Origin of the sequence: Vibrio splendidus (genome assembly GCF_024347615.1) — a bacterium.
Taxonomy (GTDB): Bacteria; Pseudomonadota; Gammaproteobacteria; order Enterobacterales; family Vibrionaceae; genus Vibrio; species Vibrio splendidus.
Genome location: NZ_AP025508.1, coordinates 625,015 through 649,153, shown reverse-complemented (window position 1 = coordinate 649,153; position 24,139 = coordinate 625,015). Strand labels below are relative to the sequence as shown.

The window sequence follows — 24,139 nt, the reverse complement described above, 5'->3', positions numbered from 1 at the left end:
ATTCAAGGTCTGGTACATCTGAGTCCACAAAACCCCTTGGGTGTTGTATGGTTAAGCCTCACGGGCAATTAGTACAGGTTAGCTCAATGCCTCGCAGCACTTACACACCCTGCCTATCAACGTCGTAGTCTACGACAACCCTTTAGGACACTTATAGTGCCAGGGAAAACTCATCTCAAGGCTCGCTTCCCGCTTAGATGCTTTCAGCGGTTATCGATTCCGAACTTAGCTACCGGGCAATGCCATTGGCATGACAACCCGAACACCAGAGGTTCGTCCACTCCGGTCCTCTCGTACTAGGAGCAGCCCCTTTCAATTTTCCAACGCCCACGGCAGATAGGGACCGAACTGTCTCACGACGTTCTAAACCCAGCTCGCGTACCACTTTAAATGGCGAACAGCCATACCCTTGGGACCGACTTCAGCCCCAGGATGTGATGAGCCGACATCGAGGTGCCAAACACCGCCGTCGATATGAACTCTTGGGCGGTATCAGCCTGTTATCCCCGGAGTACCTTTTATCCGTTGAGCGATGGCCCTTCCATTCAGAACCACCGGATCACTATGACCTGCTTTCGCACCTGCTCGAATTGTCATTCTCGCAGTCAAGCGGGCTTATGCCATTGCACTAACCACACGATGTCCAACCGTGTTTAGCCCACCTTCGTGCTCCTCCGTTACTCTTTGGGAGGAGACCGCCCCAGTCAAACTACCCACCAGGCACTGTCCGTAATCCCGATTCAGGGACCAACGTTAGAACATCAAAACTACAAGGGTGGTATTTCAAGGACGACTCCATCACATCTAGCGACGCAATTTCATAGTCTCCCACCTATCCTACACATGTAGGTTCAATGTTCAGTGCCAAGCTGTAGTAAAGGTTCACGGGGTCTTTCCGTCTAGCCGCGGGTACACTGCATCTTCACAGCGATTTCAATTTCACTGAGTCTCGGGTGGAGACAGCGTGGCCATCATTACGCCATTCGTGCAGGTCGGAACTTACCCGACAAGGAATTTCGCTACCTTAGGACCGTTATAGTTACGGCCGCCGTTTACCGGGGCTTCGATCAAGAGCTTCGACCGAAGTCTAACCCCATCAATTAACCTTCCGGCACCGGGCAGGCGTCACACCGTATACGTCATCTTACGATTTTGCACAGTGCTGTGTTTTTAATAAACAGTTGCAGCCACCTGGTATCTGCGACTCTCGTCTGCTCCATCCGCAAGGGACTTCACTGATAAGAGCGTACCTTCTCCCGAAGTTACGGTACCATTTTGCCTAGTTCCTTCACCCGAGTTCTCTCAAGCGCCTTGGTATTCTCTACCCGACCACCTGTGTCGGTTTGGGGTACGATTCCTTACAATCTGAAGCTTAGAGGCTTTTCCTGGAAGCATGGCATCAATGACTTCACTACCGTAGTAGCTCGACATCGTATCTCAGCGTTAATGAAAGTCCGGATTTACCTAAACTTTCCGCCTACATACTTGAACCTGGACAACCGTCGCCAGGCCCACCTAGCCTTCTCCGTCCCCCCATCGCAATTGTAAGAAGTACGGGAATATTAACCCGTTTCCCATCGACTACGCCTTTCGGCCTCGCCTTAGGAGTCGACTTACCCTGCCCCGATTAACGTTGGACAGGAACCCTTGGTCTTCCGGCGAGGGAGTTTTTCACTCCCTTTATCGTTACTCATGTCAGCATTCGCACTTCTGATACCTCCAGCAGCCCTTACAGACCACCTTCAACGGCTTACAGAACGCTCCCCTACCCCACATACCCTAAGGTACGTAGCCGCAGCTTCGGTGTATAGCTTAGCCCCGTTACATCTTCCGCGCAGGCCGACTCGACCAGTGAGCTATTACGCTTTCTTTAAATGATGGCTGCTTCTAAGCCAACATCCTGGCTGTCTGAGCCTTCCCACATCGTTTCCCACTTAGCTATACTTTGGGACCTTAGCTGGCGGTCTGGGTTGTTTCCCTCTCCACGACGGACGTTAGCACCCGCCGTGTGTCTCCCGGATAGTACTTACTGGTATTCGGAGTTTGCAAAGGGTTGGTAAGTCGGGATGACCCCCTAGCCTTAACAGTGCTCTACCCCCAGTAGTATTCGTCCGAGGCGCTACCTAAATAGCTTTCGGGGAGAACCAGCTATCTCCAGGTTTGATTGGCCTTTCACCCCTAGCCACAAGTCATCCGCTAATTTTTCAACATTAGTCGGTTCGGTCCTCCAGTTGATGTTACTCAACCTTCAACCTGCCCATGGCTAGATCACCTGGTTTCGGGTCTAATCCTAGCAACTGTACGCCCAGTTAAGACTCGGTTTCCCTACGGCTCCCCTAAACGGTTAACCTTGCTACTAAAATTAAGTCGCTGACCCATTATACAAAAGGTACGCAGTCACACCACGAAGGTGCTCCTACTGCTTGTACGTACACGGTTTCAGGTTCTATTTCACTCCCCTCACAGGGGTTCTTTTCGCCTTTCCCTCACGGTACTGGTTCACTATCGGTCAGTCAGTAGTATTTAGCCTTGGAGGATGGTCCCCCCATATTCAGACAGGATATCACGTGTCCCGCCCTACTCGTTTTCACTGATTATGATGTGTCGGTTACGGGGCTATCACCCTTTATTGCGAGACTTTCCAGACTCTTCACCTGCATCATTAAAAGCTTAAGGGCTAATCCAATTTCGCTCGCCGCTACTTTCGGAATCTCGGTTGATTTCTCTTCCTCGGGGTACTTAGATGTTTCAGTTCCCCCGGTTTGCCTCCTGTTGCTATGTATTCACAACAGGATACTTGCTTATGCAAGTGGGTTTCCCCATTCAGGAATCCCAGACTCAAAAGGTTATTACTACCTAATCTGGGCTTATCGCAAGTTATTACGCCTTTCATCGCCTCTGACTGCCAAGGCATCCACCGTGTACGCTTAGTCACTTAACCATACAACCCGAAAGGGTCTTAGCGTATGATACAAATTTGCTTTCACTTTTAAAAAGTGAAGACAAAAAGCAACCAAGGTTTTTGGTTGTCATCAAGAAGGGTTAATTCTTGATAACTGTTTGCCGGACTCAATTTACTTTTTGTTTCCACTTTTTAATAAAAAGTAGAATCAAAAAATGAACAATCATTTCTGATCATTCGAATACAAGACACTTGAATGTGTTTGTTGTGTTTATCTAATGAAAGATAAACATTGAGAACTTTTAAATTTGATTTGAATTACTCGTAAGTAATCAAATCAGTCAGCTTTCCAAATTGTTAAAGAGCTTGATTCAACTTCTATTAAAAGAAGGGAACCATTTTTAAATATTTTCAAAGAAAAACACTTAAAGATGGTGGAGCTATGCGGGATCGAACCGCAGACCTCCTCGCTGCCAGCGAGGCGCTCTCCCAGCTGAGCTATAGCCCCATCTGGAAAAGTATTTCTACTCTTAAACTTTCTAAACCTAATCAATCTGTGTGGACACTCATCGTGGTATCTTCGTATAAGGAGGTGATCCAGCCCCAGGTTCCCCTAGGGCTACCTTGTTACGACTTCACCCCAGTCATGAACCACAAAGTGGTGAGCGTCCTCCCCGAAAGGTTAAACTACCCACTTCTTTTGCAGCCCACTCCCATGGTGTGACGGGCGGTGTGTACAAGGCCCGGGAACGTATTCACCGTGACATTCTGATTCACGATTACTAGCGATTCCGACTTCATGGAGTCGAGTTGCAGACTCCAATCCGGACTACGACGCACTTTTTGGGATTCGCTCACTATCGCTAGCTTGCTGCCCTCTGTATGCGCCATTGTAGCACGTGTGTAGCCCTACTCGTAAGGGCCATGATGACTTGACGTCGTCCCCACCTTCCTCCGGTTTATCACCGGCAGTCTCCCTGGAGTTCCCGACATTACTCGCTGGCAAACAAGGATAAGGGTTGCGCTCGTTGCGGGACTTAACCCAACATTTCACAACACGAGCTGACGACAGCCATGCAGCACCTGTCTCAGAGTTCCCGAAGGCACACCTGCGTCTCCGCTGGCTTCTCTGGATGTCAAGAGTAGGTAAGGTTCTTCGCGTTGCATCGAATTAAACCACATGCTCCACCGCTTGTGCGGGCCCCCGTCAATTCATTTGAGTTTTAATCTTGCGACCGTACTCCCCAGGCGGTCTACTTAACGCGTTAGCTCCGAAAGCCACGGCTCAAGGCCACAACCTCCAAGTAGACATCGTTTACGGCGTGGACTACCAGGGTATCTAATCCTGTTTGCTCCCCACGCTTTCGCATCTGAGTGTCAGTGTCTGTCCAGGGGGCCGCCTTCGCCACTGGTATTCCTTCAGATCTCTACGCATTTCACCGCTACACCTGAAATTCTACCCCCCTCTACAGCACTCTAGTTCACCAGTTTCAAATGCAGTTCCGAGGTTGAGCCCCGGGCTTTCACATCTGACTTAATGAACCACCTGCATGCGCTTTACGCCCAGTAATTCCGATTAACGCTCGCACCCTCCGTATTACCGCGGCTGCTGGCACGGAGTTAGCCGGTGCTTCTTCTGTTGCTAACGTCAAGAGATAACGCTATTAACGTTACCCCCTTCCTCACAACTGAAAGTACTTTACAACCCGAAGGCCTTCTTCATACACGCGGCATGGCTGCATCAGGCTTTCGCCCATTGTGCAATATTCCCCACTGCTGCCTCCCGTAGGAGTCTGGACCGTGTCTCAGTTCCAGTGTGGCTGATCATCCTCTCAGACCAGCTAGGGATCGTCGCCTTGGTGAGCCATTACCTCACCAACTAGCTAATCCCACCTAGGCATATCTTGACGCGAGAGGTCCGAAGATCCCCCTCTTTGGCCCGTAGGCATTATGCGGTATTAGCCATCGTTTCCAATGGTTATCCCCCACATCAAGGCAATTTCCTAGGCATTACTCACCCGTCCGCCGCTCGACGCCCATTAACGCACCCGAAGGATTGTTAGTGTCGTTTCCGCTCGACTTGCATGTGTTAGGCCTGCCGCCAGCGTTCAATCTGAGCCATGATCAAACTCTTCAATTTAAGATTTTGTCGGCTCAATGAATACTGACTTCAAAACTACAAAAAGTAATTCTAAAGCTATTATCTTTCCAACAGAAAGATAATGAATTGACTGTGCCAAATACTTTCTTTCTACAAGAGAAAGTAGTTATTTGTATTGGTCACTCAGTTCATTGAAACCAAAGTTGATTCCGAGGAATCTGTTTTACTTCTCTTAATTAAAAGGGAAGATAAAACGTTTTGATATTCATCAACGAGTGCCCACACAGATTGATAGGTTTAAATTGTTAAAGAACTTTACTTATTGAGCGTTCCTTTTAGTAAGGAGCCTCTCTAAGTGGACGGCCATTCTAGCGAATTGGGTTCCAGTGTCAAACACTTTTTCCAGCTAATTTTTCAAAGCATCTTAAATGCTTAATGTCGTCTCGTTGCTTAGTTCAAACCGCTTAGTTATCCCTGGCAACGGGAGCGCATTATAGAGAGAATCCCCCTTTGCACAAGGCCAAAAACGAAAAAAGACCGCAGCAGGCGATCGTTCGGACACTATTCACACAAAGCGTTCAAAATAGGTACGATTACGTCTTAATTTCGACTAATCGTACCTATCGTTCTTACCTTGATTATTGGTGAGCAATAATTCGGTCGTTATTCACTAATAGCTGCACTTTCTTATCCGGATTGATTTTCCCTGCAAGTATCGCTTTCGCTAATGGGTTCTCAACACTCTGCTGAATTGCTCTTTTAAGAGGCCTCGCACCATAGACAGGATCAAAACCGACTTGAGAGATCAACTTCAGTGCTTTGTCCGAAACTTCAAGCTCATAGCCATTGTCTTCCATTCGTTTCTTCAAATGCTCAAGCTGAATAGCGGCTATTGACTCGATGTGAGCTTGGCCTAATGGATGGAACACGACACTTTCATCAACACGGTTCAAAAACTCAGGGCGGAAATGCTTACCTACCACTTCCATCACCTCATTCTTTATTCCTTGGTAATCGAGCGTATTGAAGTTTTCTTGAATTCTCGAAGAGCCAAGATTAGATGTCATGATCACTACGGTATTTCTGAAATCGACCGTGCGACCTTGTCCGTCAGTTAATCGTCCATCATCTAAAACCTGCAATAGAATATTGAAAACATCAGGGTGCGCTTTCTCTACCTCATCAAGCAGAATCACAGAATAAGGTTTTCGACGAACAGCTTCAGTTAAGTAACCACCTTCTTCATACCCAACGTAACCTGGAGGAGCACCAACCAAACGAGCCACTGAGTGCTTCTCCATAAACTCAGACATATCGATACGAACCATGGCATCGTCACTATCAAACATGAAGTTAGCCAATGTTTTACACAGTTCGGTTTTACCTACGCCCGTTGGACCAAGAAATAAGAAAGAACCAATCGGCTTATTTGGATCTGATAAACCAGCACGACTACGACGAATCGCATTCGATACCACTTCTACCGCTTCGGCTTGCCCAATAACCCGCTTATGCAGAACACCTTCCATTTTCAGAAGCTTCTCTTTTTCTGCCTCTAGCATTTTAGAAACCGGAATGCCGGTTTGCTTTGAAAGAACATCGGCAATTTCAGCGTCAGTTACCTTATTACGTAATAAGGTCATTTCTTGCATTTCAGCTTGAGTCGCGAGGTCTAACTGCTTCTCCAACTCTGGGATTCGACCATATTGCAATTCAGACATTCGGTTAAGATCGCCAGCACGTCGTGCAAAGTCCATATCCATACGAGCTTGTTCTAACTCTGATTTGATATGTTGCGTCCCGGAAAGCGCCGCTTTTTCAGCGTTCCAAACTTCTTCAAGTTCTGCAAAATCCCGCTCCTTCTCAGAAAGTTCACTTTGCAGCGTGCGAAGCCTCTTTTCACTGGCTTCATCATTTTCATTCGTGAGAGCTTGCTGCTCGATCTTCAATTGAATGATTTTGCGCTCGAGCTTATCTAGCGACTCAGGTTTTGAATCGATCTGCATGCGAATGCTCGAAGCCGCTTCATCAATGAGATCAATCGCCTTATCTGGTAACTGACGATCTGAAACGTATCGATGAGATAACGTTGCCGCCGCTACAATCGCTGGGTCAGTAATTTCTACATGATGGTGAAGTTCATAGCGCTCTTTCAAACCACGAAGAATCGCAACTGTGTCTTCAACGGTTGGCTCATCGACTATCACTTTTTGGAATCGACGCTCTAATGCAGGATCTTTCTCTATATATTGACGATGTTCATCGAGTGTCGTTGCGCCTACACAATGCAGCTCACCACGAGCCAATGCTGGTTTCAGCATATTACCGGCGTCCATAGAGCCTTCGCCTTTACCTGCTCCTACCATGGTGTGAATTTCATCGATGAAGAGAATAATGTTGCCCTCTTCTTTCGATAATTCGTTGAGAACTGATTTCAAGCGCTCTTCAAATTCACCACGATATTTAGCACCTGCAATCAAAGAGCCCATGTCTAATGAAAGAACTCGTCGCCCTCTCAAGCCTTCCGGTACTTCATTGTTGATAATGCGCTGCGCTAAACCTTCAACGATTGCCGTTTTTCCGACACCAGGCTCACCAATAATGACAGGGTTATTCTTAGTACGGCGTTGAAGTACTTGGATAGTACGACGGATTTCATCGTCTCGACCAATCACAGGATCTAGCTTGCCTTGCTCTGCTCTTTCGGTCAGATCAATGGTGAACTTCTCTAATGCTTGGCGTCTATCTTCCGCATTCGGGTCATCGACTTTTTGACCACCACGAACTTGCTCGATAGCTTGAGATAGTTTTTGCTCAGTAAGGCCTAACTCTTTAAGTAAGTTCCCTAAAGGACCTTTGTCTTCAATTGCAGCGAGTAGGAATACTTCTGAAGATATGTAACTGTCTTGGCGCTTTTGCGCGACCTTGTCACATAGGTTGAACAACGTTCCCATGGCATTCGAAAGCTGAACATCACCACCGATACCACTTACTTTTGGCACTCGGTCTAATATTTCGCTCAATTTAGAACGCAATTGAACAACATCAATGTTCAGCATAGTAAGCAATGGACGAATCGCACTGCCATCTTGATTAAGCAAAGACACCATTAGGTGCACAGGTTCTATATATTGGTGATCACGACCTAATGCGAGCGACTGAGCATCAGATATCGCAATTTGGAATTTACTAGTGAACCGATCGAGACGCATGCCAACCTTCCTACTCTTAGATATGTTTATCTTATGGTTAGAAGATGGATACGGTAACGCGGATTTTCAAGGGATAAGAGTGAAGAATAGAGCTTATATGAAAATATAAATGAGCTGGATGAGTGGTTGTGCTAGCCAGAGATTACTCTAACCAAATAAATGTAGCCTGACGTCCAGTAATGCCATCACGGCGATAAGAATAGAAAGCATCTGAATCTGCGTATGTACATAGATTCGAGTCTGTCACTGAAGTCACGCCAACTTCCATTAATCGTTGAGTCGCGAGTTGAGACATGTTTGCCAGCCATTTGCCAGGTTCAGCTTTGGCTTGAAATGCTAATTTCGCTTGAGGGTCAAAACGAACAAAAGCTTCCAACACATCGTTGCCAACCTCAAATGCATCTTTGCCAATTGCAGGGCCAAGCCAAGCCATGATCTGATTATCTGAATCTAGATTTGAAAACTTTGCGACGGCATTTTCAAGAATGCCACCAGCAAGACCACGCCAACCCGCATGAACAGCCGCGACTTGAGTGCCTTTGGTATCAGTAAGAATTACTGGCAAGCAATCAGCCGTCATCGCTGAACACACAATACCCTTTGCAGAGGTAAATGCACCATCAGCATCAAGAACATTCGTCACCGGTTCTAAAACCGTAACGACATCCGTTGAGTGAGTTTGATTTAGCCATACTGGAGCTGTGGGCATCTTAGATTGTTGCTTTAGCCATATTCGATTGCTTTCAACAAGCGAAGTATCATCCCCAACGTGCATACCGAGGTTTAACCCTTGATAAGCACCTGTAGAACAACCATCGAAACGAGTCGAAGCAAATGCTTTCACGTTTTGAGGAGCGTTCCAGTCAGGGATGATCATTGACATGATTAAATGTCGTCTTCGTGATTTTCGCGAGCATCAACACGTAACGCTTCTGCCATCACAACCATGTCATTTGGAACAGGTGCGTGGAACTCAACTTCTTCACCAGTAATAGGGTGAACAAATTTAAGCATTACAGCATGCAGCGCTTGGCGATCAAAAGAACGAATCATTGTCGTCAGCTCTTCAGATGCACCTTTTGGAATACGTGCACGACCACCGTATGCAATATCACCTAACAGAGGGTGCTGAAGGTATGACATATGAACACGGATTTGGTGAGTACGACCTGTTTCTAGGCGTAGACGAATACGAGTATGTTCGCGGAAGTGCTCCGCAACACGGTAGTGAGTTACCGCAGGCTTACCTAATTCATTCACGTCCATTAAAGTACGTTTAGTTGCATGACGGCTAATGCCTTTCTCAACCACACCACCCGCGGTCATTTTACCAATAGCAATTGCTTCATATTCACGAGTGATACGACGTTTAGCAAGTGCACGTACAAGGCGAGTTTGAGCTGGAACCGTCTTAGCCACAACCATAAGACCGGTTGTGTCTTTATCAAGACGGTGCACAATACCCGCACGAGGTACTTCTGCAATCTGAGGATAATGGAAAAGCAATGCATTTAGTATGGTTCCATCCGGCGTACCTGCACCTGGGTGTACAACCAGATCGCGAGGCTTATTGATAACCAATAAATCATCATCTTCATAGACAATGTTTAACGGAATATCTTGTGCTTCCCAGCGCTCTTCATCTGCAAGCTCCGCTTGTAGGATGATCGCTTCACCGCCCAAAACTATGGTGCGCGGTTTAGTGATAACTTCGCCATCCACTTGGATTTTGCCGTCAAGAAGCCACTCTTTAATACGAGAGCGAGAAAAATCGGTAAATAGTTCAGCGACAGCTTGGTCTAAACGTTGACCTAACTGGCTGCTTTTTACTGTGTCTGTTAATGTTATCTGCTGAGCCATATCGAACTTTTTTAAAAACCGTGAGACTAATACCCATTAGTATGGATAAAATAGAATAATTGCATCATTGTATCTGTTACTGGTTAGAAAGTAACGGAAGCTTACGAAATATTTAATTCAAGGAATCGACGCCTGACATGAAACACCTTACTTTATCGGGTCTATTAGCCGTATCACTCTTAGTTGGCTGTTCAAGTACTGAAGAAATAGTACCGGATGTACCACCATCGGTTCTTTACTCTGACGCTCAAGAGTCCCTACAGAGCGGTAGCTGGCTTTCTGCAATCGAAAAGCTAGAAGCCTTAGACTCTCGTTACCCATTCGGCGCCTATTCGGAACAAGTACAGCTAGATCTGATTTACGCGTACTACAAAAATGATGACTTGGCGTTAGGCCTTGCCACCATTTCTCGATTCCTACGCTTAAACCCGACTCATGAAAAACAAGACTGGGTGCTTTACATGCGCGGCCTAACGCACATGGCACAAGACCGTAACTTCATGCACGACATTTTTAATATCGACCGTAGTGACCGAGATCCAGAACCAGTGAAACTCGCGTTTGCTGACTTCAAACGACTACTGGAACGCTTCCCTAGCAGCCCTTATGCGGAAGATGCGCAAAAACGCATGTTCGCACTTAAGAACCGCCTCGCAGAGTATGACTTAGCAACCGCTGATTTCTACCTACGCCGTGAAGCTTGGATTGCAGCTGTAAACCGAACACAAGAGCTGCAGAAGACTTACCCAGACACAATTGCTGCACGTAAGTCATTGGATATTCAGTTAGAAGCTTATAAACAACTAGGTTTAGAAGACGCAGCTTCAAGAACAGAAAAATTGATTGAGTTAAACCCACTGCCTTAATCAACGTTGTCATATTTATTCGAATACGCGCTAATTTATTAGCGCGTTTTTTTTGAACTTAATTTCGTAAACTTGATGAATCGCATAATACACGGTATCTTCAAAAGATAACTTTTAACAAAACATCAACATGGAGTGTGGATGTGAGTAGGTTGTTATTATTTATCTGGATATCGCTATTTAGCCAATTATCCTACGCATTAGAACTGTCCCCGTTAAGCAACAAGCCTTACATGGGTGACTTAGACGTGCTCAAAACCAAAGGAACGGTTAGAGTGCTCGTGTCTGCTGATCTTGGTTTTTATTATATCGAGGATGGCAAACCAAAAGGCATCGTAGCTGAAATGCTCTACCACTTTGAGAAGAGCCTTCGTAAGAAACACCCTTACCTCAATGTTCAAATCATCCCAGTGCAGCGAGATGATCTACTTTCCTCATTAGAATCTGGTTATGGCGACGTCGCTGTCGCGAACCTGACGATCACCGACAAGCGATTACGAATCATCGATTTTTCCGATCCAATGATTAAAGATGGAAAAGAACTGATTATCACAGGAAAGAATTCAGCCCCTATCACCGAAATCAAGCAACTGAGCGGTAAAGAGGTTTGGATCCGTGCAAGTTCGAGTTACTTCGAGAGTGTACAAAGAGTCAATAAAGAACTGAATGAATTAGACTTACCACCGCTGCATGTCCACTTTATTGAGGAGTCATTACAAGACTACGAGCTGATAGAGTTGGTCAACCAAGGCTATATACAAGGCACAATCCTAGATAGCCATAAAGCAAAGTTATGGACTGACGTAATGGAAAACATTCAGGTCCATCACGATTTACCCTTACGTGAAAATGGCCAAATAGCGTGGGCATTAAGAAAAAACAGCCCTCAACTAAAAAAAGAGATCAACAAATACGTCCAGACGGCACGAACAGGTACCCTACTTGGAAATGTTATCTATCAGAAATACATCGACAACACTCGCTGGTTAGGTAGAGCGCTCAACCCAAATAAAATAGACCGAGTGGCTAAGCTGTCAGATGTTTTTGAAAAGTATTCGAGTAAATACGAATTCGACCCTTTGATGATGTCTGCACAAGGTTTCCAAGAGTCTGGACTGGATCAAAGCCGGGTTTCCCACCGTGGAGCTATTGGTGTGATGCAGGTGTTGCCAAGTACCGCCAAAGACAAAAACGTCAACATCAAAAACATACATAAAGTGGATAACAACATCCATGCGGGTGTGAAATACATGCGTTTCATTAAGGACAGGTATTTTGACGACCCTGCCATTACGCCAGATAACCAAATCTACTTCACTTTGGCTTCTTACAACGCTGGTCCTGCTAAGATCAGAAAGATGAGGCGCATTGCCAAGCAGAAAGGTTACAACCCAAACATCTGGTTTAAAAACGTAGAAATCATCACTCGTAAATACGTGAGCAAAGAACCGGTGACCTATGTCGCCAACATCAACCGTTACTTTGTAATCTATAAGCAGTTACAAGCTATCAATGCTATCCGAGAGAACGGCACAGCGAGATTACTGAACACTAACGACTAGGATCGCATCAATCCCAGAACTGGAGAGCCAAAGGTATTAGGTAAAGCTAAAAACACAAAAGCCGCATAAGAAAACTTATGCGGCTTTTGTTTATCTAATTCTGAAGAAGCTTACGTAGCGATCTAGAACGCGAGACCTACATCACAAAACACTATTGAGTAAATTTCAATCAAACACTTTCAATAAGCTGTAAGACGCCCCTAAAAACTGGTTTAATTTTTAGCGAAGCCTTGCCTCCAAGTTATCTTTTTTCATAGAGATAACAAGCATTTTTCGCCAAAAAGATACTAAGACTTGCGTGAGATCACATTTGATTTTAATGCTTATCCCACCCAACCAAAACAAGATCTAGATCACATTCTTTATTCCTGAAAGTCGTAATCTGAAGTTAACCCATGAGGGATACAACAGAGGAAAACTTCTATGAAAATGAACATCACTGGTAAAAACATCGACATTACCTCTGCAATCCGTGATCACATAGAAAGCAAATTTAAAAAGCTGGATAAATGGCAAGTAGACATCATTGGCTGCCAAGCGAGCTTTAGCGAAGAACCAAACAAGAAGAAAAAATTTGAAGCGGTTCTAACCGTACCAAAAGGCCAACTTGTTGCTTCATCAATCCATGACGACCTCTACGTAGCTATCAACGAAGTAGAACAAAAACTAGAGCGTCAACTCAACAAGCTACGCCATAAACCTGAAGCGCGCCGCGCTGAAAAGCCTGAAATCGAAGAGCTAGAAGCTGAAGTAGAATAAGGAAAGAGAACAGATTAAAAAATAGCGCCTCAGGGCGCTATTTTTTTGCTTGACGCTCGTAGCTCGCTTGCTTATTGTGTTTAAACATTCATAAAACAATCACTTTTTATGCACACTCAATCTTTGTTTATTTTTGACTTCTTTTTTCTTCCGTAAATCGGAGGCTGAGTCGTTTTAGAAAAACAAGTCAAAAACGAACAAGAAGCCTCCCACACTAGGGAGGCTTTTTTATAAGGACACATTTATGACTGACCGCTCAATTTCACTGGATGATATCCGCCTTCGTCTTAATGATTTAGATGACGAACTGCTGAGTTTACTTTCCGAACGTCGCAAACTCAGTATCGAAGTTGCGAAAAGCAAGGTAGAAACATCAAAGCCTGTACGCGATGCCGTTCGTGAGCAGCAGCTTCTGGTTAAGCTGATCAACAACGGTAAAGATAAATATGAGCTTGATGCGCAGTACATTACTAAACTGTTTCACACCATCATCGAAGATTCCGTTTTACTACAGCAGTCATACTTACAAAACCTAGCGAACCCGCAAAGCCGTAAACCTCTGGCTCGCGTTGCATTCTTAGGTTCTAAGGGATCATATTCTCATCTTGCTAGCCGTGAATATTTCAGCCGTAAGAATATGGAATTGATAGAGCTTAACTGCAATCATTTCAAAGAAGTGGCATCGACGGTGGAATCTGGTCATGCAGATTACGGTGTGTTGCCGATTGAGAACACCAGCTCAGGTTCAATCAACGAGGTCTACGACCTACTGCAACACACAACGCTTTATATCGTAGGTGAACTGTCTCAACCAATCGAACACTGCTTGGTTGCGAAAAATGATATTCGTTTAGAAGACATCAAAACCCTCTATTCACACCCACAACCTCACCAACAGTGCAGTGAGTTTTTGAGTCGCCTTAAAGGTGTCAGCCTTGAGTCTTGCGCAAGTACAGCTGATGCAATGAAGAAGGTTAAAGATCTGGAGGGCGATGATGTGGCAGCAATTGGTAATGCATCGAGCGGCAAGCTTTATGGGCTTCAGCCAATCCAAGGAAATATTGCAAACCAAACTGAGAACCACACTCGCTTCATCGTTGTGGCACGTAAACCGGTAGAAGTATCAACTCAAATCCCAGCTAAAACGACACTGATCATGTCGACTTCTCAAGAGGCGGGTTCTTTGGTAGAAACTCTACTAATCCTACAACGCTTGGGTATCAACATGACTAAGCTGGAATCTCGTCCTATCATGGGCAACCCATGGGAAGAGATGTTCTACGTTGATTTAGAAGCACATTTGGATGCAGATAATATGCAGCAAGCGATAACGGAACTAACTGCCATTACTCGTCACCTTAAAGTGTTGGGTTGTTATCCAAGTGAAAACATCAAAGCCACGCAGGTTAAGTTGTCATAGCTTTTAACGAACATAAACTTTTAGCGAACATAAGCTCTTAACAAACATTAGTTTTCAGCGAATATAAGCTTTTGGTGAACATAAGCTTTTGGCAAACATAAGTTTTTAACGAACAAACGTTTAAAGCTGGCATAAGTTTAAATCTGCTATAAGCATTTGGCCTACAGTAGGCCAAATGCTAAAACCTGCGGCTAATGGAATAACTCGTACTCAGGAATACTCACACTACATATTCCTGAGACATGACTCGATTATTTCACTGGCTGTACATGCCTTCTAACCCACACCATTCAACACCTTCTTAACAAAAAACTCATTAGTGGCTTTTTTATCAATAAAGACAAAACCTTACCCCCTTCACAGGAAATCATCGAACTACGTGTAATTAATAGCGAGTAAGTATTAAGTAACATAAACTTACGCGCTTAAATTATAAATAGTGTTGTCATTAACTATGAAGCTAAGTACTAAAATCTTACTACTGATAACCCCTGTGATACTGATCAGTACCGCAGCTTCTAGCTATATTATTTATTCAACGCAGAAAAGCAGTTTTATCAAACGCGAAGACAACGCACTTCAGCTAAACATGGAAAAGTTGGCAGGATATTTTCGACAGTCTCGCTCGTTCCTAAATAGCTACTCTTACACCTTGACCCAAAGTGACATGGTGAAGCGTTACTTTCTCACTGAACAAAACCTATCTCGCGATCTTGAACTGGTTAGTAACCTTCGAGAAGCCATACACTTCTTGCAAGATGACGATGAAAGCTATACCGGGTTAGCGCTTCTCAATAGTCAGCGAAAATTGAGTTATTACGCTGATAATAACAGCGACTCACGCACTCAGATTGACAGCAAAATATTGGATTTTGTGGATCAGTACTATCAAGACACCTTAGCAGCATCAAGTACCAACTATATTCAAAACTCTCAAGGTGAAGGGATGTTGGTTCACTACGAGAAGGTAGACAAAAAAACGATTTTCCCAACCGCAAACAATCACCCCGACGATGTGTTCTTTGTTGTTGTGTCAGTCTCTCTCGATAAATTTAATGCGCTGAGAAAACAGATAGAGTTCGACTACCAAACCAGCTTATTCTTCACATCTATAGCGGTTTCTCTGGAAAATAATGTCACCCACTCAGTCAAGCTTGCACCAGAACTATACGCCACAGTTGACCCGGCGCCATTCCTATTGGAAAACAAGCTCGAATCAATTTGGAATAAGCTGAGTTTGTCCTTTGCACTATCCGCGTTTGTGACGGTTGCTCTGCTACTCATGCTTTTGTCTCGCAGTGTGATATCCCCGATAACACGACTCGACCGACAACTGCAGCAAGTCGAGAAAAAACAACGTAAGAACATCGAACGTTTAGGCACTCGTGATGAGCTTGGCCGCCTATCACAGCGTTTTTATGACATGTACCAAGAGTTAGATAACACCTACCAACAGACCAAGCTATTGGCCGAGAATGATCAATTAACCCAAATAGCCAATAGGCATCAATTTCAAACCTTCGTTCAGCAATCATTACCCAAGCCTAGCTCGAATACCGAAACCTGGGTTCTCTACTTTGACCTAGATAACTTCAAGTTTGTGAATGACAAATATGGACATCAAATCGGCGACTCCATTCTGGTCAGTTTTGCTCAGCGTATTTCCGATATTTGTAGCCACTATAAAACAGAATTTGACGCTCATTGTATGCCAGCCCGACTTTCTGGAGACGAGTTCGTTGTGTACATTAACGCTCCTACTCGCCAAGGGAATATCGCGCATAGATTCTCTGATAGCTTACTGACGCCACTACAAAAAGGTTTTATCACAGAATCTGGGAGCTTTCCGATCACGGTCAGTATTGGTATTGCGACCTACCCCAATGATGGCCACTCCATCGAAAAGCTACTGTCGAACGCTGATACCGCGATGTACCAAGCCAAACGCGCAGGTAAAAACCAATTTGCTGACTATTCACGAGATTTAGACAAAGCGATTCAACGCCAAGCAAATATTGAGCGCGCACTCAGAGACAAGAACTTTGATGATGAATTTAGGCTCGTTTATATGCCGTACATGGATTCAACAGGAACCCATGTTATTGGTGTTGAGGTGTTATTACGTTGGAATTCGGAGCAACTAGGCTTGGTTCCACCTGATGAATTCATTCCAATTGCCGAGCAAACAGGATTATTCGATCAGGTTGATCAGTGGGTCATTCAGAATGCATTTGCTTCTTTTCATCGACTTCAGGCTCAATTTGATCACTCAATTCAGTTGTCGATTAACTTATCTTCTGCTGGGATTGAAACGACTGATCTTGCTGATTTCATCAAAGAGCACGCCGATTTAAATCGAATTCCGCCAAGTTTGATTGATTTTGAAATTACCGAAACCTTTTACTCAAACTCTGAAGGTTTTCCGCTGCTTAACGAACTGTCTGATATGGGCTATCGATTAGCCATTGATGACTTTGGATCTGGCTACACCTCCATCACTCAACTGGTGCAGTATCCAACTCAAAAAATTAAGCTCGATAAAGCCTTTTTAGACACCTTAATTGAGACCGATAATCAGAACATAGTGAAACCGGTTATCGGGTTATGTCATGCTCAGGGTAAGAAGGTCACAGCCGAGGGCATCGAAACTGAAAGCATGCATCAGTGGTTGCAAGAAGCACAGTGCGATATGCTGCAAGGCTATTACTTCGGTAAACCTATGCCATTAGAAGAACTGAGTGATTGGTACCGACAACATCAACTCAATTTAATCGATAAAAAAAAGAATCCAATACATGAAATCTGTAATCATCGCATCGCTGAACCCAGCTAAAATTAACGCCGTTAAAAGTGCATTCTTATCTGCTTTTCCTGATACTGAATTTGATTTCAAAGGCATCAGCGTCCCTAGCGGTGTCTCTGATCAACCGATGAGCAACGACGAGACCTATCAAGGTGCCGTAAATCGCGTTCACAACGCAACTCAAGCTCAACCTGATGCGGATTTTTATGTTGGATTAGAGTCTGGAATAGAAGGAAAGGTTACCTTTGCTTGGATGGTCGTTGAAGCAAACGGTCAGCGCGGAGAATCTCGCTCAGCAAGCTTGATGCTGCCACCCGTTGTGCTTGATAAACTCCAGCATGCGAATGAGCTAGGTGATGTGATGGATGAAGTATTCGGCACCGACAACATAAAACAAAAAGGCGGTGCGATTGGCTTATTGACACATAACCAACTATCTCGCAGTTCTGTATATAGCCAGGCTTTAATCCTAGCGCTGATCCCATTTGTTAACCCTAAGCACTTCCCTGCTTAGTCTTGTTTAAGAAACACGATATTTCGCCTCTCTAGAGGTAATATCATTGAGCGGGATAAAAACAAAAAACGCTAACCTATGGTTAGCGTTTTTATCAAGCTCTTAGGCTTACTGTTTAAATGCTTACTTAAGTAACAGCTCTGCAATTGCCGCTTTCTCTTGCTCAGATTTAGCCTTTAGCTCATTAGAGCCTCGCGTGATCGTAGCCACACCCACACCTAACATTTGGCTCACCTGTCTTTGTGACATGTCCCCTTTCATGAGTTCACAAAGAATATTCACTCGAGCGACCAAAGCGTCTCGCTCATCAGGTGTCATCATCATGGTCAACAACAGTTCATGCTGATCTTTCTCAGCCGCTGTTTTTACCAAATCCATTAGTTGTTGCCAATTCTCATATTCAGGTTGTGATGCCATATCTCTACACTTACTTTTAAATTTTGGCTTGAAGTAGCCGCTTAATGATTGAAAGCGTTTAACACTTTATACCGAAACACTTGCTTTGATCCAATGTAAAAAGGCAGCAAGTGGAACTGGTTCGCACTCACTGCCTTTAATATTACTCAGTTTCGGAGAAAGTACCGAACCCCTAGTATTTCGTTTCGGCCTCATAGGGTGCTAAAAACATCCCTTTCTCGCCCAAGATATCTCGATAGTAAGTCTCAAACATCAAGATATTCTGAACGTATCCACGAGTCTCTTTGAATGGAATCATTTCGATAAAAGCAAATGCATCGAGCTTTTCATCGCTGCGTGAACGCCATTGTTTCACACGACTCGGGCCTGCATTATAAGCAGCAAATGCAAAAATACGGTTGTTATCATATTGAGCTAATAGGCCATCTAGATAGTGGCTACCAATCTCAATGTTCTTGCCGACATCATAAAGATCATCGCTGCCCTGGTACTTAATCTTATGTTTTTTAGCCGTATATTGCGCCGTCTTTGGCATAATTTGCATGATGCCACGCGCGCCAACTGGAGAGCGAGCTTCTGAATCCATCGCACTCTCTTGTCTCGCTAAAGACATTAAGGTTATTGGGTTAATATCGTGCTTTTCGGCGTAGAAGTTAAACCACCACTTATGAGCAACAGGGAAGCGTAGGTCTATGTTGTCCCACATCTTCGCAGAGATGCTCGCTGTCACTGTAAAGTGGTTCCAACGCTGCGTCGCAGCATGAGCTGCGAGCATTGATTTCTGATCTTTATCAGCATTGGTTAACAACCAACGCCACTCACTCTTCGCTGCCACAATTTTATCTCGATCAATCAGCTCGCCGATTCGAACCAAAGAAGTCTCAAATGGCTTTACTGTTTCAGCGTTGTATTTGAGTGTCGATGTTGGGTACTGAACTGGCTTACCTAACTGCTTAGCCGCAGCCACACTGTAGAAATTACGCTGACCCAAGATATCTGACAATCGTTTGTTACCCTTAGCAGTATCACCGAGTGCTATCTCTGCTCTACCCTGCCAATACTGCCAGCGAAGCGAAGCCTGATGCTTATCATCTAAGCGCGCAATCCACTCTTTCAAGCCAGTCCAATCGGCATGCTGAATAGCTAAGCGAGCACGTCTTTCCAACAAGACTTGCTTTGATGAACTCGCGAGCATTTTGTCTCGCCACGCCATCAACTCTTCAGAGTCGGTATTGATCAAGCGGAACGTTAAGTAATCTGCTAGCTCTTGGGATTTTTCTTTCGAAAACTTTTGAGCTTTCACAACATCATCAAAAACCTCTTGAGCGCTGCTTGCTGATTTCCTTGCGAGCTTCTCGAAACCAAATTCGGTTTGAGCTTGGTAGAATTCATTCGCTGGGTGCTTCTTAGCAAACGCGAGTACATTTTCAGGCTTGTTGTACAACGCCTTCATCTGCTTAGCTTGAGCAATTGACTCATCATGATCCAATTGCTTGATCAGATAGGTCATTAACTTGCCGTTTCGTTTATCAAACGCCAATAGCATTCGCTGTAATATCAGCTCATCCGTTCTTAAACCCGCTTCATCCCAACTTTCGAAGAGCGGATCACAGCTATCATCGACACCACTGCCACTCAACCAAAGCTGCTTCGCACCTTTGAAGGCGAGCTCTTTGTTTCCTTGCTCATAATTCGCACGGTAGTAGATACATTGATATTTTTCACCAACAGGCTCTTTGGTTTGAAACTCAAGGATCGTCTTCCACTGTTTTTGAACCGCCAATAAATCTAAATAAGGCGCACGCATACGATTCGAAAATGGTAGGGCTTTATTCTCTTCAATAAAGGCATCCACTTCAGCAGGTGTGCGATCACCTAAGCCTAATAAGAAGGCGCGATAATCAGTGTAAGGCGTTAACGGATATGTTTGAATTTTGTTACGTAGCGCAGAGTAAGCTTCTAGATCACGGTTGTCTAAAACCTCTTGCGCTCTGTCATAAACATCACGCTGCATTTCAAGCTCGGAGGCATTGCTAGCCATAGCCATCGGAGCCAGTGAAAATGAAGACAAAATTGCCGATGCAGCCACAGCAATTTTCGTATTACCAATGCGGAAAAACATTCGCTCTTTCCTTAGTGCGTGTATGAATACGTGAAGTCTATTTACGCCCGACATCACATCAAATGTAAAGAGATTGAGTGTAAATATTATTAATATTTAACACTTCGCCTCAGAAGCTTATTAAATATAGTTTTAATGACCAATGTGACAATAATAGGTAAGGATTAGTTCAAGAATGGCTTTTCTGTCCTAGGAGTAACATCTTTGGGGATATTGGTATAAAATAGACGACAATTTTGAACAATAAATTAGGATCGATCGGCAATGGCTGAATACGTATATACCATGTCTCGGGTGAGCAAAACTGTTCCACCTAAGCGTCAAATTCTTAAAGACATTTCTCTTAGCTTTTTTCCTGGCGCTAAAATCGGTGTTTTGGGTCTAAATGGTTCAGGTAAATCTACCCTACTACGTATCATGGCTGGTATTGATACTGATATTGATGGTGAAGCTCGTGCACAACAAGGTCTTAAAGTCGGTTACCTACCGCAAGAGCCTGTACTAGACGAATCAAAAACAGTGCGTGAAATCGTAGAAGAAGCGGTTTCTGATGTTGCAGACGCACTTAAGCGTATCGATGCAGTATATGCAGCTTACGCTGAACCAGATGCAGATTTTGACGCTCTTGCTAAAGAACAAGGCGAGCTTGAAGCTCTGATCCAAGCGAAAGACGGCCACAACCTAGAGACAGCTCTAGAGCGCGCAGCTGACGCACTTCGTCTTCCTGAGTGGGATGCGAAAATCGAACTCCTATCCGGTGGTGAACGTCGTCGTGTTGCGATCTGTCGTCTACTTCTAGAGAAGCCAGACATGCTGCTTCTTGATGAACCAACTAACCACTTGGATGCAGAATCAGTCGCTTGGCTTGAGCACTTCCTTGTTGATTACAGCGGTACTGTTGTGGCAATTACCCACGACCGTTACTTCCTAGACAACGCTGCTGGCTGGATTCTAGAACTTGACCGTGGTGAAGGTATTCCATGGGAAGGTAACTACACATCTTGGCTAGAACAGAAAGATGAGCGTCTGAAACAAGAAAAATCAGGCGAAAGCGCACGTCAAAAGACAATCGAGAAAGAACTTGAGTGGGTTCGTCAAAACCCTAAAGGCCGTCAGGCTAAGTCTAAAGCTCGTATGGCTCGTTTTGAAGAACTGACGACTGGCCAATACCAGAAGCGTAACGAAACCAACGAACTGTTCATCCCGCCGGGTGAGCGTTTAGGTGACAAGGTACTTGAAGTTAAGAACCTAACGAAGTCATTTGGTGATCGCGTTCTTATCGACGACCTATCATTCAGCATGCCTAAAGGCGCTATTGTGGGTATCGTAGGTGCCAACGGTGCAGGTAAATCAACACTATTCAAGATGCTAAGCGGCGCAGAACAGCCAGATTCAGGTTCAGTTGAATTAGGCGAAACGGTTAAGCTTGCTTCTGTTGATCAGTTCCGTGACAGCATGAATGACACAAAAACAGTATTCCAAGAGATCTCTGAAGGCGCTGATATCATTAAGATCAACAACTTCGAAATCCCTGCTCGTGCATACTGCTCTCGCTTCAACTTCAAAGGCAACGACCAACAGAAAATCATCGGTCAGCTTTCTGGTGGTGAACGTAACCGTGTTCACCTTGCTAAACTGCTGAAAGCGGGCGGCAACGTACTGCTACTCGATGAGCCAACCAATGACCTTGATGTCGAAACTCTACGAGCACTTGAAGAAGCGCTGCTTGAGTTCCCTGGCTGTGCAATGGTTATCTCGCATGACCGTTGGTTCCTTGACCGTATTGCGACCCATATCTTAGACTACCGTGATGAAGGTCAAGTTAACTTCTACGAAGGTAACTATACTGAATACACAGAGTGGCTGAAAAAGACTCTGGGCGCACAAGCGGCTGAACCGCACCGTATCAAGTACAAGCGTATTGCTAAGTAAATTAGCTTGTATTTTGAACAAAGGCCGCGATAATAGCGGCCTTTGATATATCTGGCTTACTATTTACCTATTGATATAGAGAAATTACCTATGCTTGAAAGACGTCAATTTTCACGAGTTATTTATCAAGTCCCGACTGAGATCTCACAAGGGCAAGTAAATGTATCAGGCTCGGTGCAAGACTTATCTCTTCATGGTTTACTCATTCAGTGTGATAAATGGCAGCAACTCAGCCACGATGCTCCTGTTCAAGTCAGCTTTAAGCTCACCAACAGTGATATCAATATTCAGTTAGAAGCAACGATAGTCTCTACCATCAATACCTCAATGCGTTTACGCATAGAGCATTTAGATATTGATAGTATTAGCCACCTTAAGCGCCTTGTTGAGCTTAATGTCGGCGACGATGAACTGCTTTACAGAGAGATTGAACACCTTACCGATTTGGGTAAGGAATAATATCTCCATTACCTTTTTCTATTAGAAGCATTTAGTTAATACAGAACCATGTCTAAAAAAATTTCCATTACTATTCCCTCTAACCAAGGGGAACAGACGTTTTATTTCGGCCGAAAAGCCGTGCTCATGTGCACCACTGCCATTTTTTCAGTGCCACTGTTAATTGGCGCAGCTGCATACATGCACTTCGAAGGTAAACAAGAGCTCGCGATGCAAGCAGGCGATGCACAACAGTTGATTGAAACGCTGATTGTTGAAAAAGAGCAAACCGAGTTTCTTTACGCTGAGCAGGTAGAAACCAACCATTCGCTATCGCAAACACTGACAGAAAAAGAAGGCACCATTCAACTGCTTGGTAAGCGTGTATTTGATGTGGAATCCGTGCTGGGTCTTGCTGATGAAGAACTGCTTACCGATGATATTTCTTTAGAAGATCGCATTGATGCGGCTGCGGTCGATTCAGCAGTAAGAGCGACAATGTTCCGTTTGATTCCAAACGACAGTCCGATGGCTTATCAACGTATCTCTTCTTCTTATGGTAGCCGCACTAACCCTATTTCAGGTAAACGCCATGTACATACTGGTATCGACCTGACGTGTAAGCGTGGTGAAGATATTGTAGCGCCCGCAGATGGAGTCATTGAAACGGTACGCCCAAGTAAAAAAGGCTTCGGTAACTTTATTACTATGCGTCACTCGTTCGGTTTCATGAGTTCTTACGCGCACCTACAAAAATTCAAAGTTCGCAGCGGTCAGTTTGTGAGTAAAGGTGATGTGATTGCAAGCTGTGGTAACTCAGGTAACTCAACCGGGCCACACTTGCATTATGAAGTACGCTTCCTTGGTCGTTCACTGAACCCTCAATACTTGATGGATTGGACACCGGAAAACTTCAACTACGTGTTCGAGAAAGAGAAAAAGGTTAAGTGGGGGCCACTGGTTCAACTGATTGATAATGTAGTTCGCTTGCAGATCAACCTGACGAATGTGCCTTACATTAGCTCGACTATCGACACCGTATCGAGTGAAGAGAACAAAAAGCCTATCACGACTAACTAGTTATTAGCTGTTGGTTATTAGCTATTGATTATTAGGGCCAGTTGGTTTGGCCTATGATGATCTAACTGCTTTTAGCCTACTGTAAGCCAAATGCTTTCATAGCGTTCAGCACAAACAAAAAGAGCGACCATCAGGTCGCTCTTTTTTATGA

Annotated in this window: 14 protein-coding genes, 1 tRNA gene, 2 rRNA genes and 1 other annotated feature; of the genes, 9 read left to right on the top strand and 8 right to left on the bottom strand. The window is 44.5% G+C overall.

Annotated features, from left to right (window positions below):
• Nucleotides 1-47: 47 nt before the first annotated feature.
• From OCU90_RS02850 to rluD, 6 genes are all read right to left on the bottom strand, one after another.
• Nucleotides 48-2,941: ribosomal RNA gene (locus OCU90_RS02850) — 23S ribosomal RNA — on the bottom strand.
• Between the two features lie 393 nt (nucleotides 2,942-3,334).
• Nucleotides 3,335-3,410, bottom strand: a tRNA-Ala gene (locus tag OCU90_RS02845).
• Between the two features lie 77 nt (nucleotides 3,411-3,487).
• Nucleotides 3,488-5,042 (bottom strand): 16S ribosomal RNA (locus OCU90_RS02840).
• Together the 16S and 23S rRNA genes with 1 tRNA gene alongside form the textbook arrangement of a ribosomal RNA operon.
• Before the next feature lie 599 nt (nucleotides 5,043-5,641).
• On the bottom strand, nucleotides 5,642-8,215 hold the full coding sequence (clpB, locus tag OCU90_RS02835; protein WP_017077748.1) for an ATP-dependent chaperone ClpB: 2,574 nt from the start codon (nucleotides 8,213-8,215) through the stop codon (nucleotides 5,642-5,644).
• A gap of 142 nt (nucleotides 8,216-8,357) precedes the next feature.
• On the bottom strand, nucleotides 8,358-9,098 hold the full coding sequence (gene pgeF, locus OCU90_RS02830; protein WP_061024584.1) for a peptidoglycan editing factor PgeF: 741 nt from the start codon (nucleotides 9,096-9,098) through the stop codon (nucleotides 8,358-8,360).
• A gap of 2 nt (nucleotides 9,099-9,100) precedes the next feature.
• A complete protein-coding gene (gene rluD / locus OCU90_RS02825; protein ID WP_017077746.1) occupies nucleotides 9,101-10,075 on the bottom strand; it encodes a 23S rRNA pseudouridine(1911/1915/1917) synthase RluD in 975 nt (324 codons plus the stop codon).
• A gap of 137 nt (nucleotides 10,076-10,212) precedes the next feature.
• On the opposite strand from rluD, the gene OCU90_RS02820 reads away from it, so the two are divergent.
• The 6 genes from OCU90_RS02820 to yjjX all read left to right on the top strand — a co-directional run bounded on the left by OCU90_RS02820 (nucleotide 10,213) and on the right by yjjX (nucleotide 17,999).
• Nucleotides 10,213-10,941, top strand: coding sequence for an outer membrane protein assembly factor BamD (locus tag OCU90_RS02820; protein WP_004735032.1), 729 nt, complete (start codon nucleotides 10,213-10,215; stop codon nucleotides 10,939-10,941).
• A gap of 137 nt (nucleotides 10,942-11,078) precedes the next feature.
• Nucleotides 11,079-12,503: an MltF family protein gene (locus tag OCU90_RS02815; RefSeq protein WP_315973106.1), complete on the top strand. Its 1,425-nt coding sequence runs from the start codon at nucleotides 11,079-11,081 to the stop codon at nucleotides 12,501-12,503.
• A gap of 423 nt (nucleotides 12,504-12,926) precedes the next feature.
• The gene (hpf, locus tag OCU90_RS02810; protein ID WP_004735034.1) at nucleotides 12,927-13,262 is read left to right on the top strand and encodes a ribosome hibernation-promoting factor, HPF/YfiA family; all 336 of its coding nucleotides are present in this window, start codon (nucleotides 12,927-12,929) and stop codon (nucleotides 13,260-13,262) included.
• A gap of 110 nt (nucleotides 13,263-13,372) precedes the next feature.
• Nucleotides 13,373-13,494 (top strand) — a sequence feature (Phe leader region).
• Nucleotides 13,495-13,506: 12 nt separating this feature from the next.
• Nucleotides 13,507-14,682 carry a prephenate dehydratase gene (gene pheA, locus OCU90_RS02805; protein WP_004735035.1) on the top strand — a complete coding sequence of 392 codons (1,176 nt, stop codon included), beginning with the start codon at nucleotides 13,507-13,509 and terminating at the stop codon, nucleotides 14,680-14,682.
• 454 nt (nucleotides 14,683-15,136) lie between these two features.
• Nucleotides 15,137-17,515, top strand: a complete 2,379-nt coding sequence (locus OCU90_RS02800; protein ID WP_061024580.1) for a putative bifunctional diguanylate cyclase/phosphodiesterase — start codon at nucleotides 15,137-15,139, stop codon at nucleotides 17,513-17,515.
• Nucleotides 17,478-17,999, top strand: a complete 522-nt coding sequence (gene yjjX, locus OCU90_RS02795; protein WP_017087561.1) for an inosine/xanthosine triphosphatase — start codon at nucleotides 17,478-17,480, stop codon at nucleotides 17,997-17,999. The genes OCU90_RS02800 and yjjX overlap by 38 nt, the downstream gene beginning before the upstream one ends.
• A 123-nt stretch (nucleotides 18,000-18,122) precedes the next feature.
• Here yjjX and trpR read toward each other — a convergent pair whose 3' ends face one another.
• Together trpR and sltY are read right to left on the bottom strand one after the other, a co-directional pair.
• Nucleotides 18,123-18,416: a trp operon repressor gene (gene trpR / locus OCU90_RS02790; protein WP_017084809.1), complete on the bottom strand. Its 294-nt coding sequence runs from the start codon at nucleotides 18,414-18,416 to the stop codon at nucleotides 18,123-18,125.
• A 172-nt stretch (nucleotides 18,417-18,588) separates the two neighbouring features.
• Nucleotides 18,589-20,538 carry a murein transglycosylase gene (gene sltY / locus OCU90_RS02785; protein ID WP_061024578.1) on the bottom strand — a complete coding sequence of 650 codons (1,950 nt, stop codon included), beginning with the start codon at nucleotides 20,536-20,538 and terminating at the stop codon, nucleotides 18,589-18,591.
• 264 nt (nucleotides 20,539-20,802) lie between these two features.
• On the opposite strand from sltY, the gene ettA reads away from it, so the two are divergent.
• From ettA to OCU90_RS02770, 3 genes are all read left to right on the top strand, one after another.
• A complete protein-coding gene (gene ettA, locus OCU90_RS02780; RefSeq protein WP_061024575.1) occupies nucleotides 20,803-22,470 on the top strand; it encodes an energy-dependent translational throttle protein EttA in 1,668 nt (555 codons plus the stop codon).
• Nucleotides 22,471-22,560: 90 nt separating this feature from the next.
• Nucleotides 22,561-22,929, top strand: a complete 369-nt coding sequence (locus tag OCU90_RS02775; RefSeq protein WP_004735041.1) for a PilZ domain-containing protein — start codon at nucleotides 22,561-22,563, stop codon at nucleotides 22,927-22,929.
• Nucleotides 22,930-22,977: 48 nt separating this feature from the next.
• Entirely contained in the window at nucleotides 22,978-23,988 is a 1,011-nt protein-coding gene (locus OCU90_RS02770; protein ID WP_061024572.1) for a M23 family metallopeptidase, read from the top strand.
• Nucleotides 23,989-24,139: the final 151 nt, after the last annotated feature.

Bases quoted from the DNA above. Each gene is read 5' to 3' on its own strand.
- clpB (WP_017077748.1), bottom strand. From the start codon at position 8,215: ATGCGTCTCGATCGGTTCACTAGTAAATTCCAAATTGCGATATCTGAT.
- pgeF (WP_061024584.1), bottom strand. From the start codon at position 9,098: ATGTCAATGATCATCCCTGACTGGAACGCTCCTCAAAACGTGAAAGCA.
- rluD (WP_017077746.1), bottom strand. From the start codon at position 10,075: ATGGCTCAGCAGATAACATTAACAGACACAGTAAAAAGCAGCCAGTTA.
- OCU90_RS02820 (WP_004735032.1), top strand. From the start codon at position 10,213: ATGAAACACCTTACTTTATCGGGTCTATTAGCCGTATCACTCTTAGTT.
- hpf (WP_004735034.1), top strand. From the start codon at position 12,927: ATGAAAATGAACATCACTGGTAAAAACATCGACATTACCTCTGCAATC.
- pheA (WP_004735035.1), top strand. From the start codon at position 13,507: ATGACTGACCGCTCAATTTCACTGGATGATATCCGCCTTCGTCTTAAT.
- OCU90_RS02800 (WP_061024580.1), top strand. From the start codon at position 15,137: ATGAAGCTAAGTACTAAAATCTTACTACTGATAACCCCTGTGATACTG.
- yjjX (WP_017087561.1), top strand. From the start codon at position 17,478: ATGAAATCTGTAATCATCGCATCGCTGAACCCAGCTAAAATTAACGCC.
- trpR (WP_017084809.1), bottom strand. From the start codon at position 18,416: ATGGCATCACAACCTGAATATGAGAATTGGCAACAACTAATGGATTTG.
- sltY (WP_061024578.1), bottom strand. From the start codon at position 20,538: ATGTTTTTCCGCATTGGTAATACGAAAATTGCTGTGGCTGCATCGGCA.
- ettA (WP_061024575.1), top strand. From the start codon at position 20,803: ATGGCTGAATACGTATATACCATGTCTCGGGTGAGCAAAACTGTTCCA.
- OCU90_RS02775 (WP_004735041.1), top strand. From the start codon at position 22,561: ATGCTTGAAAGACGTCAATTTTCACGAGTTATTTATCAAGTCCCGACT.
- OCU90_RS02770 (WP_061024572.1), top strand. From the start codon at position 22,978: ATGTCTAAAAAAATTTCCATTACTATTCCCTCTAACCAAGGGGAACAG.